Annotated in this window: 16 protein-coding genes; 11 read left to right on the top strand and 5 right to left on the bottom strand. The window is 61.1% G+C overall.

Features of this window, described 5'->3' with window-relative positions; translation table 11 throughout:
• Positions 1 to 33 precede the first annotated feature (33 nt).
• Both BLO80_RS27825 and BLO80_RS27820 read left to right on the top strand, forming a co-directional pair.
• Positions 34 to 2,967 (top strand): DUF748 domain-containing protein, encoded by a 2,934-nt coding sequence (locus BLO80_RS27825; RefSeq protein ID WP_175459561.1) that lies wholly within the window; start codon positions 34 to 36, stop codon positions 2,965 to 2,967.
• A 1-nt stretch (position 2,968) separates the two neighbouring features.
• Positions 2,969 to 3,265 (top strand): DUF2845 domain-containing protein, encoded by a 297-nt coding sequence (locus BLO80_RS27820; RefSeq protein WP_092333742.1) that lies wholly within the window; start codon positions 2,969 to 2,971, stop codon positions 3,263 to 3,265.
• A gap of 324 nt (positions 3,266 to 3,589) precedes the next feature.
• Here BLO80_RS27820 and BLO80_RS27815 read toward each other — a convergent pair whose 3' ends face one another.
• Together BLO80_RS27815 and BLO80_RS27810 are read right to left on the bottom strand one after the other, a co-directional pair.
• Positions 3,590 to 3,943 carry a BON domain-containing protein gene (locus BLO80_RS27815; RefSeq protein WP_092333744.1) on the bottom strand — a complete coding sequence of 118 codons (354 nt, stop codon included), beginning with the start codon at positions 3,941 to 3,943 and terminating at the stop codon, positions 3,590 to 3,592.
• Positions 3,944 to 4,229: 286 nt separating this feature from the next.
• Positions 4,230 to 4,649, bottom strand: a complete 420-nt coding sequence (locus BLO80_RS27810; RefSeq protein WP_092333746.1) for a pilin — start codon at positions 4,647 to 4,649, stop codon at positions 4,230 to 4,232.
• Between the two features lie 223 nt (positions 4,650 to 4,872).
• Between BLO80_RS27810 and pilB the strand changes: the two genes are divergently transcribed.
• The 5 genes from pilB to yacG are packed head-to-tail and all read left to right on the top strand — an operon-like array spanning position 4,873 to position 9,490.
• The gene (gene pilB, locus BLO80_RS27805; RefSeq protein WP_092333748.1) at positions 4,873 to 6,573 is read left to right on the top strand and encodes a type IV-A pilus assembly ATPase PilB; all 1,701 of its coding nucleotides are present in this window, start codon (positions 4,873 to 4,875) and stop codon (positions 6,571 to 6,573) included.
• Positions 6,574 to 6,575: 2 nt separating this feature from the next.
• Complete coding sequence (locus BLO80_RS27800) at positions 6,576 to 7,793, top strand: type II secretion system F family protein (protein WP_092333750.1); 1,218 nt, start codon at positions 6,576 to 6,578, stop codon at positions 7,791 to 7,793.
• Between the two features lies 1 nt (position 7,794).
• The gene (locus tag BLO80_RS27795; RefSeq protein ID WP_092333752.1) at positions 7,795 to 8,664 is read left to right on the top strand and encodes a prepilin peptidase; all 870 of its coding nucleotides are present in this window, start codon (positions 7,795 to 7,797) and stop codon (positions 8,662 to 8,664) included.
• Entirely contained in the window at positions 8,664 to 9,287 is a 624-nt protein-coding gene (gene coaE, locus BLO80_RS27790) for a dephospho-CoA kinase (protein ID WP_092333754.1), read from the top strand. The genes BLO80_RS27795 and coaE overlap by 1 nt, the downstream gene beginning before the upstream one ends.
• Positions 9,284 to 9,490 (top strand): DNA gyrase inhibitor YacG, encoded by a 207-nt coding sequence (gene yacG, locus BLO80_RS27785; protein ID WP_057450865.1) that lies wholly within the window; start codon positions 9,284 to 9,286, stop codon positions 9,488 to 9,490. The genes coaE and yacG overlap by 4 nt, the downstream gene beginning before the upstream one ends.
• Here yacG and BLO80_RS27780 read toward each other — a convergent pair.
• Positions 9,487 to 9,702 (bottom strand): hypothetical protein, encoded by a 216-nt coding sequence (locus tag BLO80_RS27780; protein ID WP_092333756.1) that lies wholly within the window; start codon positions 9,700 to 9,702, stop codon positions 9,487 to 9,489. The genes yacG and BLO80_RS27780 overlap by 4 nt on opposite strands.
• 63 nt (positions 9,703 to 9,765) lie before the next feature.
• Entirely contained in the window at positions 9,766 to 10,452 is a 687-nt protein-coding gene (locus tag BLO80_RS27775; protein ID WP_092333758.1) for an energy-coupling factor ABC transporter permease, read from the bottom strand.
• A gap of 232 nt (positions 10,453 to 10,684) precedes the next feature.
• Between BLO80_RS27775 and BLO80_RS27770 the strand changes: the two genes are divergently transcribed.
• The 4 genes from BLO80_RS27770 to BLO80_RS27755 are packed head-to-tail and all read left to right on the top strand — an operon-like array spanning position 10,685 to position 13,420.
• Positions 10,685 to 11,311: a DUF1780 domain-containing protein gene (locus BLO80_RS27770; protein WP_025215531.1), complete on the top strand. Its 627-nt coding sequence runs from the start codon at positions 10,685 to 10,687 to the stop codon at positions 11,309 to 11,311.
• Positions 11,308 to 11,835, top strand: coding sequence for an MOSC domain-containing protein (locus BLO80_RS27765; RefSeq protein WP_092333760.1), 528 nt, complete (start codon positions 11,308 to 11,310; stop codon positions 11,833 to 11,835). The genes BLO80_RS27770 and BLO80_RS27765 overlap by 4 nt, the downstream gene beginning before the upstream one ends.
• 52 nt (positions 11,836 to 11,887) lie before the next feature.
• Entirely contained in the window at positions 11,888 to 12,061 is a 174-nt protein-coding gene (locus tag BLO80_RS27760; RefSeq protein ID WP_003185543.1) for a DUF3094 domain-containing protein, read from the top strand.
• A gap of 60 nt (positions 12,062 to 12,121) precedes the next feature.
• On the top strand, positions 12,122 to 13,420 hold the full coding sequence (locus BLO80_RS27755; protein WP_092333762.1) for an NAD(P)/FAD-dependent oxidoreductase: 1,299 nt from the start codon (positions 12,122 to 12,124) through the stop codon (positions 13,418 to 13,420).
• A 131-nt stretch (positions 13,421 to 13,551) separates the two neighbouring features.
• Here the strand turns inward: BLO80_RS27755 and BLO80_RS27750 are convergent.
• Positions 13,552 to 13,850, bottom strand: a 299-nt coding sequence (locus BLO80_RS27750) for a transposase (RefSeq protein ID WP_139197133.1), incomplete at its 5' end; no start/stop codon positions are given.

Below are 13,850 nucleotides of genomic sequence, written 5' to 3'. Positions count from 1 at the left end.
GGCACTCCGAATTCACACTAGATGAAGCCGCACATGCCCAAAGGATTGATTCGCGCTTTCGGCGCCCTGTTGACCGCACTGGCCCTCTACAGTCTGTTGGGTTTTCTGATTTTGCCAGGCATCGCCTTGCGTATCGCCAACCAGCAATTGGCCGCCCATGCGACAGTGCCGGCGCAGATCCAGCGTGTGGAACTCAATCCCTTCAGCCTTGAAGTCACCCTCTGGGGCCTGAATATCGGCGAGCCAGGCAAGGAGCAGGTCGGCTTCGAACGGCTGTACGCCAATTTGCAACTCGACAGCTTGTGGTCCGGGGCTCTGCACCTGGTCGACATCGAGATGGACAAGCCCAAGACCGAAGTGGTGTTCGCCAAGGACGGTCAGTTGAACCTGCTGGGCCTGTTCAAGCTGCCGGCCAGCGAACCGACGCCCGCCGATCCCGAGGCCAAGCCGTTCCCCCTGCGGGTCGATCGAATCAAGCTGGCCGGCGGTTACGTGCATTTCCAGGACCTGCGTCCTAGCGAGCCCATCGAGTTTCTCTACGACACCCTCGATTTCGAGCTGAAGAATCTCAGCACCCTGCCCGACGACAATGCCGACATGACCCTGGTGGCCGCCGGCCCCGAAGGCGGACAGATCGACTGGACCGGTAATTTCAGCCTCACACCGATTGCCTCCCAAGGCACGCTCAAAGTCACTGGCGGCCAGATGAAAGCCTGGTGGCCCTATGTGCGCGACGCCGTACCGCTGGTGCTGGAAAACGGTGTCCTGGACCTCAGCACCGACTACAAGCTCAACCTGGCCAAGGGCACCGAACTGCTGCTCAACAACGTCGCGGTCAGCGTCGCGCCCTTGGCCATCAAGGCCCCCGATGGCCGCCCACTGGTGAAACTCGAACGCCTGGACGTGAGCGAAACCACGGTGGACCTGGCCAAGCAGCAAGTGGTGGTCGGCAAGATCCGTAGCCAGAAGCTGGAAACCTGGGCCGCTCGCGAGGCGGACGGGCAACTGGACTGGCAGAAGCTCTTTGCCAGCCAGCCAGCCAAACCGCAAGTCAAGGCAGAACCGGCATCCGCTCCGGCGGCGGCCGACTCGCCAAAACCTGAACCGGCACCGCCCAGCAAACCGTGGCAGGTGCTGTTGAAGGACGTGCAACTGCGCGACTACCAGGTGCACCTGGCCGACCGCCAGGCACAGCCCGCCGTGTCCCTGGAGGTCGGCCCGCTGAACCTCGACCTGCAGAACTACGACACCCTCAACGGCTCGCCCTTTACCCTCAAGCTGGATACCGGGCTGGGCAAACAGGGCAAGATCCTGGCCGATGGCGAGGTCAACCTGAACCCGATCAGCGCCAGGCTCAAGGTCAAGACCCAGGACATCGACCTGCGCGTCGCCCAGTCCTACATCAACCCGTTCATTCGCCTGGAACTGCGCTCCGGGATGCTCGGCAGTGACCTGGCGGTCGACCTCAAGAGCACCGAGCCGCTGGCATTCGCCATCACCGGCCGCGCCCAGGTCGAGCAGTTGCACACCCTCGACACCCTCAAGACCCGCGACTTCCTCAAGTGGCAGCGTCTGGTGCTCGAAGGCCTCAATTATCAGCACGGTGACAGCCTGTCCATCGACAAGGTCAACCTGTTCCAGCCTTACGCGCGCTTCATGATCAACGACGACCGCACCACCAACGTTGATGACCTGCTGATCCCGCAACCGGCCGACAGCGGCGCGAAGAGCACCGCGACAAAACCGAAGTCCCAGGAAAAACCGCTGGGCATCCATATCGGCGGCATCGCCATCAACGACGGTTCGGCCAACTTCGCCGACTTCAGCCTGACACCCAATTTCGCCACGGCCATCCAACAGCTCAATGGCCAGATCGGCACCATCGACAGCCGCCAGGCCCAACCGGCCAGCGTAGACGTCAAGGGCAAGGTCGACCGTTACGCGCCGGTCACCATCAAGGGTGCGGTAAACCCCTTCGATCCGATGGCCAGCCTCGACATCGCCACCAGCTTCAAACGGGTCGAGCTGACGACCCTGACGCCCTATTCCGGCAAATTCGCCGGCTATCGCATCCGCAAGGGTCGGCTCAATCTCGACCTGCATTACCGAATCACCAAGGGCCAGCTCCAGGCGGAGAACAAGGTGGTGGTCGAACAATTGCAGTTGGGGGAAAAAGTCGACAGCCCGGACGCCGTGAGCCTGCCGTTGAAGCTGGCCATCGCCTTGCTCAAGGACTCCGAGGGCAAGATTTCCATCGAACTGCCGGTCAGTGGCAACCTCAACGATCCACAGTTCAGTGTCATGCCGATTGTCTGGCAGACCTTGCGCAACCTGGTGGTCCGCGCGGCCCAGGCGCCGTTCAAGCTCATCGGCGGGCTGGTGGCTGGGGGCGGCTCGGAAGACCTGGGCAGCGTGGCGTTTGCGCCGGGCTCCAGCGACCTGAGCAAGGACAACGAAAGCACGCTGCTCAAACTCTCCGAAGCCTTGGGCAAACGACCGGAGCTGCGCCTGGAGATCGAAGGCACCGCCGCCGAAAGCAGCGACGGTCCATTGCTCGCCGCCCAGCGCCTGGAACGCGAATACCAGTACAATTACTACAAGATGCTGCAACGTCGGGGCGACAAAGTACCGGCCCAGGCCTCGCTGATACAGGTGCCCGAGGATGAAAAGCCCCCCCTGCTCGAAGGCATCTACCGCACGCGCCTCAAGGCTCAGCCGCCTGCCGAATGGGCGCAACTGGATAAAAAGGCGCGCATCGAGAAACTGCGCGAAAGCGTGATCAAGTTCTGGAGCGGCAGTGACGTGCTATTACGTCAACTGGGGCAGGAACGGGCCAGCAGCATCAAGGATTTCCTGGTGGACAAAGGCCAATTGGCCGACGACCGCGTGTATTTCATCGACGCCAGCCTCGGCCAGGCCGAAAGCGACGGTCGCGTAATCACTCCTCTGCACCTGGATGCTGAATGACATGAAGTATGTGTACGGGCTCAGCCTGGGTCTATTGCTCGCCGCCGGCCAAGCGTCGGCGGCCGATACGCTGCGGTGCGGCAGCCAGTTGATCAGCGTCGGTGACCGCTCCAGCGAGGTGCTGCAAAAGTGCGGGCAGCCTGTGGCGCGGGATGACCTGGGCTATAAACGCAGCGTCAATCGCCGGGAAGAATACCCGGTGGAGGAATGGACCTACGGGCCCAACAGCGGCATGTATCAGTACCTGCGCTTCGAGGGGAATCGGCTGGTGCAGATCACCAGCAAGCGGGGGCGCTGAGCGGCCACGGCTTTTGTATTGATCGTGCCGGCGTCTTCGCGAGCAAGCCCGCTCCCACAGTAGACCGAGTTCGTTCAAGAAGAATGCGATCAAATGTGGGAGCGGGCTTGCTCGCGAAACAGGCGACTCGGTTTCAAAGGCGTGCCTCCTATACCGTCGCTGTATCTTTGCATCCCTGAATAGAACAGGCCCCCGGCACGAATGCCGGGGGCCTGTAATGGCCACGTCCCTGTGGCCTTTCGCATGAACTCCAAAAGCAACGGCAAGCGTATGACTCAGCCCGCTTGCCGCGCCCTCTCCCAGTCCAGGCGAGAAGTCTTAGCCTTACTCGGCTTTCAGGCCGTCAGCCGATACGGCCTTGACGCCTTTGATTTTCTTGGCAATTGCCACGGCGGTGTTTTTTTGAGCCTCGGTCACGGCAACAGTGGAAGACAGGGACACAACGCCTTTATTGGTTTCGACTTTGATGTCGGTACCTGGAATGCCTTTTTCGGTGACCAGGTCAGCTTTGACCTTGGTGGTGATCCAGGTATCGGAGGTGGCTTCCTTGGCCTCTGTCACTTCACCCGCGGCCAGCATCATTGGCGCCTGAGTTGCTTGAGTGGTCTCGGCGAAAGCGCTAGCCATGGTCAGGGTCAGTGCGGTAGCAGCGGCGGCAGTGATAGCGAACTTCTTCATACGAGTAACTCCTGTTTTTCTCAGAAACTGCCGGAGGTGCATCCCGGCAGGGTTATCAGGAGTAGTGCGAAGGCTGTGCCAGTTTTGAAACATTTATAAAATCCTTACAAATCAGCATGTTAAGCGGAACGGCAAATTTCACATTCATGCAAAATGCATGACCTGGCGACTTTCTACATGCAAGTTGCGGGTTTCGCTCAGCTGCTAAGCACCTGAATTGCCGAACATTTCCAACGCGCATAAAAAAGCCCCGGTGTTTAAGCGGGGCCGAGTCAACCGGGATGGGTTATGGATTCGCAGCACCGGTACAGCCAGTCGGCAAGAACTCCTGGGCAGCAGTAGAAGCACAGGTCCAGACACCTGCAGCCGAACGAGAGAGTGTAATCGTCCTCCCCTGGACGAGAGCAGGCGAATTCAGGAGAGCACAAGCAATCGTGCCCGCTCCGGCCGCCGCCGTGCCTGTAATGGTGATTGTGCAGTTACTGGTAGGTGAGGTGATGCCCATGTTGGCGATCGTAGGGTCAACCCCTCGATTCATATTGTCCTCGTACGGCACCTTGAAGGCAGTGATTTCGGCCAACCCGGCCGTGGCCTTGGCTCGCGCTTGGTACCTGGAATATTGCGGCAACGCGAAGGTCGCCAGAATGCCGATGATCGCCACGACGATCAGCAGCTCGATCAGCGTAAAGCCCTTTTGCTTATTCATAGACATCTCCCATGCATGAGTCGAAGTCTCATGTCCTGAAACAGCCATTGCAGGGCACATGCCAACCCTGAAGCGCCATCAATAAAGGGGTTGAACCCGCACAACGGCGACGTCCTACCTCAACAACCGCACTATCTGACGTTTTTTGTCACCCTGCCCCGCTGGTTTGGCGTGGATGCTTGACTAGGCTATAAGTCATGAACTGTCTGCCGCCGGAATCCCCATGAATGACATCGCCCTCAGCGGCCTGACCAAGCAATTGGTGCTGGCTGAACTGCTCACCGAGCAAAGTGCGCAACAGGCGTATCAACAGGCCCAACGCAGTCGCACCCCGCTGGTCAGCTACCTGGTGCAGAACAAACTGGTCCAGAGCCGTCAGGTCGCGGAAATCGCTTCGGAACATTTCGGCGTCGCCCTGCTGGACCTCAACAGCCTGGACAAGGACACCCAACCCACGGGCCTGGTCAGCGAAAAACTGGTGCGCCAGCATCACGTCCTGCCGCTGTGGCGGCGCGGCAACAAGTTGTTCGTGGGCATCTCCGACCCCACCAATCACCAAGCCATCAATGACATTCAATTCAGTACCGGCCTGACCACCGAAGCCATCCTGGTGGAGGACGACAAGCTCAGCGATGCCATCGAAAAGTTCTTCGAATCCAGTAGCACGGGCCTGGAAGGCATGGGCGATGTCGACCTGGACGGTCTGGACATCGAATCGATCGACGATTCCAAGCAGGACTCCATCGGCGGCCAGGACACCGACGACGCGCCCGTGGTGCGTTTCGTCAACAAGATGCTGCTGGACGCGATCAAGGGCGGCTCTTCCGACCTGCACTTCGAGCCTTACGAAAAAATCTACCGGGTGCGGGTGCGCACCGACGGCATGCTGCGGGAAGTGGCCCGGCCGCCGATCCAACTGGCGACCCGTATCGCCGCCCGCCTGAAGGTCATGGCCAGCCTCGATATTTCCGAACGGCGCAAACCCCAGGACGGCCGGCTGAAAATGCGCCTGTCGAAAACCAAGTCCATCGACTTCCGGGTCAACACCCTGCCGACGCTCTGGGGCGAAAAAGTGGTGATCCGGATCCTCGACCCCTCCAGCGCGCAGATGGGCATCGATGCCCTGGGCTACGAGCCGGATCAGAAAGACCTGTACATGGCCGCCCTCAAGCAACCGCAAGGGCTGATCCTGGTCACCGGCCCGACCGGCTCGGGCAAGACCGTGTCGCTGTACACCGGGCTGAATATCCTCAATACCGTGGACATCAATATTTCCACCGCCGAAGACCCGGTGGAGATCAACATGGAAGGCATCAACCAGGTCAACGTGAACCCGCGCCAAGGGCTGGACTTCGCCCAGGCCCTGCGCTCGTTCCTGCGCCAGGACCCGGACGTGATCATGGTCGGCGAGATCCGCGACCTGGAAACCGCCGAAATCGCCATCAAGGCCGCCCAGACCGGGCACCTGGTGCTCTCCACACTGCACACCAACAGCGCCGCCGAAACCCTGATCCGCTTGCAGAACATGGGCATTCCAGGGTTCAACATCGCCACCGCCGTGCACCTGATCATCGCCCAACGGCTGGCGCGCAAGCTCTGCCCCCACTGCAAGAAAGCCATCGAGATTCCCGAGGAAACCCTGCTCAAGGAAGGTTTCCCCCGGGAACGCATCGGCACATTCACGATCTATGAGCCGGTCGGTTGCCAACAGTGCAACCATGGTTACAAAGGGCGCGTGGGGGTTTACGAAGTGGTCAAGAACACGCCCGAGCTGCAACGGTTGATCATGGCCGAGGGCAACTCGCTGGAAATCGATCTGCAAATGCGCAAGGACGGCTTCAATGACCTGCGCACATCGGGGCTGCTCAAAGTGATGCAGGGCGTCACCAGCCTCGAGGAAATCAACCGGGTCACCAAGGATTGAGCATGGCGGTCAAGGCAGTAAAAACCGACGTCTATACGTGGGAAGGCAAAGACCGCAAAGGCGCGAAAATGACCGGCGAGCTGACGGGACAGAGCCCGGCCCTGGTCAAGGCCCAGCTGCGCAAACAAGGCATCAACCCGGAGAAGGTGCGCAAGAAATCCACCTCGATATTCAGCAAGGGCAAGCGCATCAAGCCGCTGGATATCGCCCTCTTCACCCGTCAGATGGCAACGATGCTCAAGGCTGGCGTGCCACTGTTGCAGGCGTTCGACATCATCGGCGAAGGCTTCGACAACGCCAACATGCGCAAGCTGGTGGACCAGGTGAAGCAGGAAGTCGCCGCCGGCAACAGCTTCGCCGCCTCGCTGCGCAAATGCCCGCAGTATTTCGACGATTTGTACTGCAACCTGGTGGATGCCGGCGAACAGGCCGGTGCCCTGGACACACTGCTGGATCGGGTCGCGACCTACAAGGAAAAGAGCGAAGCGCTCAAGGCCAAGATCAAGAAAGCCATGACCTACCCGACGGCGGTGATACTCGTCGCGGCGGTGGTCACCGGCATCCTGCTGGTCAAGGTGGTACCGCAATTCGAATCGGTCTTCTCCGGGTTCGGGGCGCAGCTGCCGGCCTTCACGGTGATGGTCATCGGCCTGTCGGAATTCTTGCAGGAATGGTGGTGGGTGGTGCTTGGCGGATTTGTGGGGACGTTTTTTGGCGTGAAATACGCGCTCCGGCGTTCCGAGCGCTTTCGTGACTGGCGCGATAAATGGCTACTCAAACTACCGCTGATAGGCGCCTTGATGTACAAGTCCGCCGTGGCCCGCTACGCCCGCACGCTCTCGACGACATTCGCTGCCGGCGTGCCGCTGGTCGAAGCCCTAGATTCAGTATCGGGCGCCACCGGCAATGTGGTATTCAAGCGCGCCGTGCAGCGCATCCGCCAGGACGTATCCACCGGCATGCAGTTGAATTTTTCCATGCGCGCGTCAGGGATCTTCCCGAACCTGGCCATCCAGATGACCGCCATCGGCGAGGAATCCGGCGCGCTGGACGACATGCTCGACAAAGTGGCGAGTTTTTATGAGGCCGAAGTGGACAATCTGGTGGACAACCTCACCAGCCTGATGGAACCCTTCATCATGGTGGTCCTGGGGGTCGTCGTGGGTGGCCTGGTGGTTGCCATGTACCTGCCCATCTTTCAACTCGGCTCTGCGATCTGACATGCCCTTGAGCGAATTTTTCGTGCTGTACCCCGTGGCTTTCGTGCTTGTTGCGGCATGGCTCGGCCTGATCGTCGGCAGTTTCCTCAACGTGCTGGTGTGGCGCCTGCCGAAGATGCTCAACCGCGAATGGCGCCTGCAGGCCCACGACCTGCTGGGCCTGCCGGCCGAGACTCCGGGCCCGGTCTACAACCTCATGCTGCCCCATTCCCAATGCCCGCACTGCGGCCATCGCATCCGCGCCTGGGAGAACATTCCGCTGTTGAGCTACCTGATGCTGCGTGGCCGCTGTTCGAGCTGCGCCGCGCCCATCGGCAAGCGTTACCCCCTGACCGAAGTGGCCTGCGGCGCGTTGACGGCGTTCGTCGCCTGGCATTTCGGCTTTGGCTGGCACGCCGCGATGGTGATGGTGTTGACCTGGGGCCTGCTGGCCATGAGCCTGATCGACGCCGAGCATCAACTGCTGCCCGATACCCTGGTGTTGCCGTTGTTGTGGCTGGGCTTGATCGTCAACAGCTTCGGGCTGTTCGTTTCCCTGGACCAGGCGATGTGGGGCGCGGTGGCCGGCTACCTGGCGCTGTGGTCGGTGTTCTGGGTGTTCAAGCTGATCACCGGCAAGGAAGGCATGGGCTACGGGGATTTCAAGCTGCTGGCGATGCTGGGCGCCTGGGGCGGCTGGCAGGTCCTGCCGCTGACGCTGCTGTTGTCGTCGCTGGTGGGCGCCGTTATCGGGGTCATCGTGCTGCGCTTGCGTGACGCGCCCGGGTCGACGCAGATCCCCTTCGGACCTTATCTGGCCATTGCCGGCTGGATTGCCTTGCTCTGGGGTGGTCAAATAACCGACTTCTATTGGCAGTCTGTCGGTTTCTAATGAATACCCCTCTGGAAAAACCCTGGATTCTCGGCCTGACCGGCGGCATCGGCAGCGGCAAGAGCGCGGCGGCCCAGCATTTCATCGATCTGGGTGTGCACGTCATCGACGCCGATCATGCGGCGCGCTGGGTGGTCGAACCCGGGCGTCCTGCGCTGGCGAAAATCGCCGAGCACTTCGGCCCTGGCGTATTGCAGGCCGACGGCGCCCTGGACCGAGCGGCGCTGCGCAAGCTGATTTTCGAAAATGCCGACGAACGCCGCTGGCTCGAAGCGCTGCTGCATCCGCTGATCGCCGAGGAAATCGCTCATCACTTGGCTCAGGCACAATCGTCCTACGCGATCCTGGTATCGCCACTGCTGATCGAGTCAGGGCAGTACGCCATGACCCAGCGGATCCTGGTGATCGATGCGCCGGAACAACTGCAGATCGAACGTACGTTGCAGCGCGACCAGACCAGCGAACAGCAGGTCCAGGCGATCCTCAAGGCCCAGTCCAGCCGCCAGGATCGCCTGAGCCATGCCGATGACGTGGTGGTCAATGATCGCGACCTCGCCTGGCTGCACAGCGAGGTCGAGCGCCTGCATCACTTTTACCTTACTTTGCGTGGAGGCCACTCATGAGCCAAACCCCAACCGTTGATTGCCCAACCTGTGGCGCCCCTGTGGAATGGAGCCCGCAGAGCACATTCCGGCCGTTCTGTTCCGATCGCTGCAAACTGATCGACCTCGGCGCCTGGGCGTCGGAAGAACACAAGATCCCGGTCAGCCCCGACGCCGAGGATGAGCTGTTCAGCGAAGATTTCGAGCCTCGCTCGCATCACTAAGGCCGCATGAAACCGTAGTCCTGTTCGTCGTCGAGGTTTTCCGCCAGGAAACTCAACTCGTCGGCCAGGTCTTCAGCGCTGCGCACTGCCTTGCTCTGCTGCACGATCGCACTGAGCAAGGCACGCAGGCTCAAGCCCGGGTCGAAACCGATCTCCATTGCGGCATCGTGGCTACGCCTGATCTCTTGCCTGGCCCACTCATAAACACTCATGGTTGTACTCCTTGAAGTTTTCCAGAGCATGCAGGGCGTGCGGTGGGGCAGCCTTGACGTGAATCAAGGCTTGTCATCGTCGTTCCACGGTGCCGACAGGTAGCGCGTGCGGTTGAAGGTTTCCAGCCATTCGGGGCTGAACACCACCAACGCACTGATCACCATGCCGTTGATGAACGCTTCGGGAAAAATGATCAACCAGAGGTAGCCGATGAAATCCTCCAGCCAGTAAGGCATGGCAAACAGGCCGTCGTACCAGAGCAAACCGAGCCCCAGCAGCAGGCAGGCCAGTGCCGAAAGCGCGGCGGCCAGGAACCCCGAACAAAAGATATACACAAACAGGTTACGCGGCTGGGCGCGCTCCACCAGGACTGCGCAACATTCGGTGATCAGCACCGGCAGCAGGATCAGCAGCGCACCGTTGACCCCGACCGCCGCCATGTCCTGACGCCCCAGCAGCACCAGCACCATCTGCGCGCACAGGCCACCCAGGATCGCCAATGGCCAGTCCAGCAGCAGCGTCACGGCGGTCATGCCGATGAAATGATACGAGACCCCCGTATCGAAATCCCGTCGCACCAGCCACAGCATGAACAACGCCAGCACCGTGCCGAACAGCAAATGCTGGCGACGGCTGTCGGTGAACAGCTCGACCCACGGTGCCCGAAACACCGCCCAGGCCAAGGCAGGCAGAAAAATCAGCCAGCCGCCCGCCAGCGTCTGCGAGGAGAGCAGTTCGGCACCGATCATGGGACTACTCCTTTCGCTTGCCCTTGCCTCAAACAGGCTGTTGTGGCGAGGGAGCTTGCTCCCGCTGGGCTGCGAAGCAGACCCAAAGAGTTTGCGACCGCTTCGCGCTCGAACGGGAGCAAGCTCCCTCGCCACGATTACTTCATGCCCAGCAGTCTACACCCCGCCCACGACGTCCATTAATCCACGCAACGCTTTCAGCTTGTCGCAATTGAACGCTAAGCTTGGGCTCATGGATGATTCCGATTATTTACGCCTGCTGACCATCGCGGCCGAGCAAGCCAACGCCTTTCTCTCCAATGCCCGCAAATGGGAGCGTGAGCGTTGGGTCTGCCAGCGTCTGTTGCAAGGGCTGAACGTGCCTTATCGCGCCGACGAATTCGCCCCGGCCGGCGAGCCACCGGACGTATTGTTTCGCGATGCCAATTTCGAGGTGTTTTTCGTGCTCGACGAGGGCCGCCGCCTCAATGACGAATGGCGCGATGAACTGCAACGTCGCCGCAGCGCCTTTTCCCTGAGCCAACTGGTGCGTCGCGAGGCCAAGCCCCGGCGAATCCCGGCCAATGAATTCCTGATGCGCCTGGCTCCGACCCTGCGCAAGAAAGCCCACAACTACACAGAGCGCGGCATGGACCTGGGCGACCTGGACATCATCGCCTTCGCCAGCCTCAAGCGCGAAGTATTGGACCTCAACAGTCACTTTCCACCGCCGACCGAATACCTGCGCCAGGGCTGGCGCTCGCTGTCGCTGGTGGGGCCGACGTTTGCCCGGGTGCTGTTCGCCCACCCCGACGCGCCGGACTTTTTGCGAGGCAACCTGGGGCGCAGCATCGTGTTCGACGTCGGGATCAGCCTGTGAGCCCATTGCAGGAACTGATCGCCGCCGTGCCGCAGCAGGGCCGCGTGCGCTGGATTGGCGTGCGCCCCCAAGGTCACGCGCCGATGATCGAACTGGACGCCGTGGAGGCCCGCCTGGAAGCCGGACTGACCGGCGATCATGCCCGCCCCGGGGTACGCAATGCGCGACAAGTGACGCTGATCCAATGGGAGCACCTGGCCGTGATCGGCTCGCTGATGGGCCGCCCCGAGGACCAGCCGGTGCTGCCGCAGGCGCTGCGACGCAATATTGCGGTCAGCGGCATCAATCTGTTCAGCCTCAAGGGCCGGCGCTTTCGCATCGGCCAAGCCATCTTTGAAACCACCGGCTGGTGCCAGCCCTGTGCCCGATTGGAGCGAAACCTCGGCGAAGGGACATTCCAGGCCGTACGCGGCCATGGCGGAATCACCGCCCGGGTGTTAAAAAGTGGAATCATTCGCCTGGACGACAGCCTGAGCGTCGAACCTGTGCCGGCGAGCGGCTACGCAGCTTTCAATGCCGGCTAGCCGGACGCTGTAACGTCTTCACCTTTCGCAACGTCTACCTGACGAGGCCTTTATGACCAGCCGCCTGAACCCAGATGACCAGAAGCATGTCGAAGAGTACCTGCAACTGTCCCAGCACCGAGTCGAGCGCCGGCCTTTCCGGCCGTGGATGCTCCTGGTGGTGGTACTGGCCGTGACCATCGGCCTGGGCCTGTTGAGCCGACTGATCAGTTACCTGACGCTATGAGCCGCCTGGCGCTCGCTCGGGTAACGGCACCGAATTCCTTTAGCCTTGCGAGATATCCCCATGACTCATCGTATTGTCATCGTTGGCGGCGGCGCCGGCGGCCTGGAGTTGGCGACCCGTCTGGGTAAGACCCTGGGCAAGCGTGGCACGGCCAGTGTGATGCTGGTCGACGCGAACCTGACCCACATCTGGAAACCCCTGCTGCATGAAGTGGCTGCCGGCTCCCTGAACTCCTCCGAAGACGAACTCAACTACGTCGCCCAGGCAAAATGGAACCATTTCGAGTTCCAGCTTGGGCGCATGAGCGGCCTGGACCGGGAGCGCAAGAGAATCCAGCTGGCGGCCACCTATGACGAGGCGGGCGTCGAGCTGTTGCCGGCTCGGGAATTGGGCTACGACAGCCTGGTGATTGCCGTCGGCAGCACTACCAATGACTTCGGCACCGAAGGCGCGGCGCAGCACTGCCTGTTCCTCGACACCCGCAAGCAGGCCGAGCGCTTCCATCAGCAATTGCTCCACCACTATCTGCGTGCCCACGCCGGACAGACCGATGTTGTCGAGCGCATCAGCGTCGCCATCGTCGGCGCCGGTGCGACCGGTGTCGAACTGGCGGCCGAGCTGCATAATGCCGCTCACGAACTGCACGCCTATGGCCTGGACCGGATCAAGCCGGAGAACATGCACATCACCCTGATCGAGGCCGGTCCACGGGTCTTGCCAGCGTTGCCGGAGCGTATCGGCGGACCGGTGCACAAGACTCTGGAGAAACTCGGGGTCAACGTCATGACCAACGCTTCCGTCAGCCAGGTGACCGCCGACAGCCTGATTACCGCGGACGGCCAAGTGATCGACGCGAGCCTGAAAGTCTGGGCCGCCGGCATTCGCGCCCCGGACTTCCTCAAGGGCATCGACGGACTGGAGACCAACCGGATCAACCAACTGCAAGTGCTGCCGACGCTACAGACCACCCGCGACGAGAACATCTTCGCCTTCGGCGATTGCGCCGCCTGCCCGCAACCCGACAGCGATCGCAATGTTCCGCCCCGCGCCCAGGCCGCGCATCAGCAGGCCTCGCTGCTGGCCAAATCCCTGAAGCTGCGAATCGAAGGCAAGGCCCTGCCCGAATACAAGTACACCGACTACGGCTCGTTGATTTCGCTGTCGCGATTCTCGGCGGTGGGCAACCTGATGGGCAACCTGACCGGCAGCGTCATGCTCGAAGGCTGGCTGGCGCGGATGTTCTACGTCTCGCTGTACCGCATGCACCAGATGGCGCTGTACGGCCTGTTCCGCACGGCCATGCTGATGCTGGGCAGCAAGATCGGGCGCGGGACCGAGCCCAGGCTCAAGTTGCACTGAGGATGAACCGCTGAAGACTGCGGTGTATCAACGACATTGACACTGAATGATCTACCGCAATCGCGAGCAAGCTCGCTCCCACAGGATGAGCGCGATCAACTGTGGGAGATTCTATGGTGCAGGGCTACCCCCTAAATGCCTTTCGGTAAGTATTCGCTCTGATTCTTCAGCAGGGCGAATACCACTCGGGCAAGCTTGCGGGCCAGTGCTACTAATGCTTCGGTTGTGCTGAGTCCCCGGGCCCTTAGTGCCTCATAAAAACCCTTCCATGCCGCTGTGCGCCTCGCCGACATCGCGGCGTTATGCATCAATCGACGGGCCTCTGGGTCACCTCGCTTAGACAGGCAGCGGCGTCCCTTCTTTTTCCCTGAGTCCGATATACGCAGGTCTAGCCCCAGAAAAGCGATGAAGGCATCGGCATTTCTGAAAT

Source organism: Pseudomonas sp. NFACC56-3 (genome assembly GCF_900100025.1).
In the GTDB taxonomy this organism is placed as follows: domain Bacteria; phylum Pseudomonadota; class Gammaproteobacteria; order Pseudomonadales; family Pseudomonadaceae; genus Aquipseudomonas; species Aquipseudomonas fluorescens_AA.
The sequence above is the reverse complement of the archived record's forward strand: the minus strand, read 5'-3'. Positions and strand labels throughout refer to the sequence as shown.

Excerpts from the sequence above, each read along its gene's own strand:
- coaE (WP_092333754.1), top strand. The coding sequence starts at position 8,664 with ATGAATACCCCTCTGGAAAAACCCTGGATTCTCGGCCTGACCGGCGGC.
- BLO80_RS27810 (WP_092333746.1), bottom strand. The coding sequence starts at position 4,649 with ATGAATAAGCAAAAGGGCTTTACGCTGATCGAGCTGCTGATCGTCGTG.
- BLO80_RS27800 (WP_092333750.1), top strand. The coding sequence starts at position 6,576 with ATGGCGGTCAAGGCAGTAAAAACCGACGTCTATACGTGGGAAGGCAAA.
- BLO80_RS27760 (WP_003185543.1), top strand. The coding sequence starts at position 11,888 with ATGACCAGCCGCCTGAACCCAGATGACCAGAAGCATGTCGAAGAGTAC.
- BLO80_RS27775 (WP_092333758.1), bottom strand. The coding sequence starts at position 10,452 with ATGATCGGTGCCGAACTGCTCTCCTCGCAGACGCTGGCGGGCGGCTGG.
- BLO80_RS27825 (WP_175459561.1), top strand. The coding sequence starts at position 34 with ATGCCCAAAGGATTGATTCGCGCTTTCGGCGCCCTGTTGACCGCACTG.
- BLO80_RS27780 (WP_092333756.1), bottom strand. The coding sequence starts at position 9,702 with ATGAGTGTTTATGAGTGGGCCAGGCAAGAGATCAGGCGTAGCCACGAT.
- BLO80_RS27820 (WP_092333742.1), top strand. The coding sequence starts at position 2,969 with ATGAAGTATGTGTACGGGCTCAGCCTGGGTCTATTGCTCGCCGCCGGC.
- BLO80_RS27795 (WP_092333752.1), top strand. The coding sequence starts at position 7,795 with ATGCCCTTGAGCGAATTTTTCGTGCTGTACCCCGTGGCTTTCGTGCTT.
- BLO80_RS27755 (WP_092333762.1), top strand. The coding sequence starts at position 12,122 with ATGACTCATCGTATTGTCATCGTTGGCGGCGGCGCCGGCGGCCTGGAG.
- yacG (WP_057450865.1), top strand. The coding sequence starts at position 9,284 with ATGAGCCAAACCCCAACCGTTGATTGCCCAACCTGTGGCGCCCCTGTG.
- BLO80_RS27770 (WP_025215531.1), top strand. The coding sequence starts at position 10,685 with ATGGATGATTCCGATTATTTACGCCTGCTGACCATCGCGGCCGAGCAA.
- BLO80_RS27815 (WP_092333744.1), bottom strand. The coding sequence starts at position 3,943 with ATGAAGAAGTTCGCTATCACTGCCGCCGCTGCTACCGCACTGACCCTG.
- pilB (WP_092333748.1), top strand. The coding sequence starts at position 4,873 with ATGAATGACATCGCCCTCAGCGGCCTGACCAAGCAATTGGTGCTGGCT.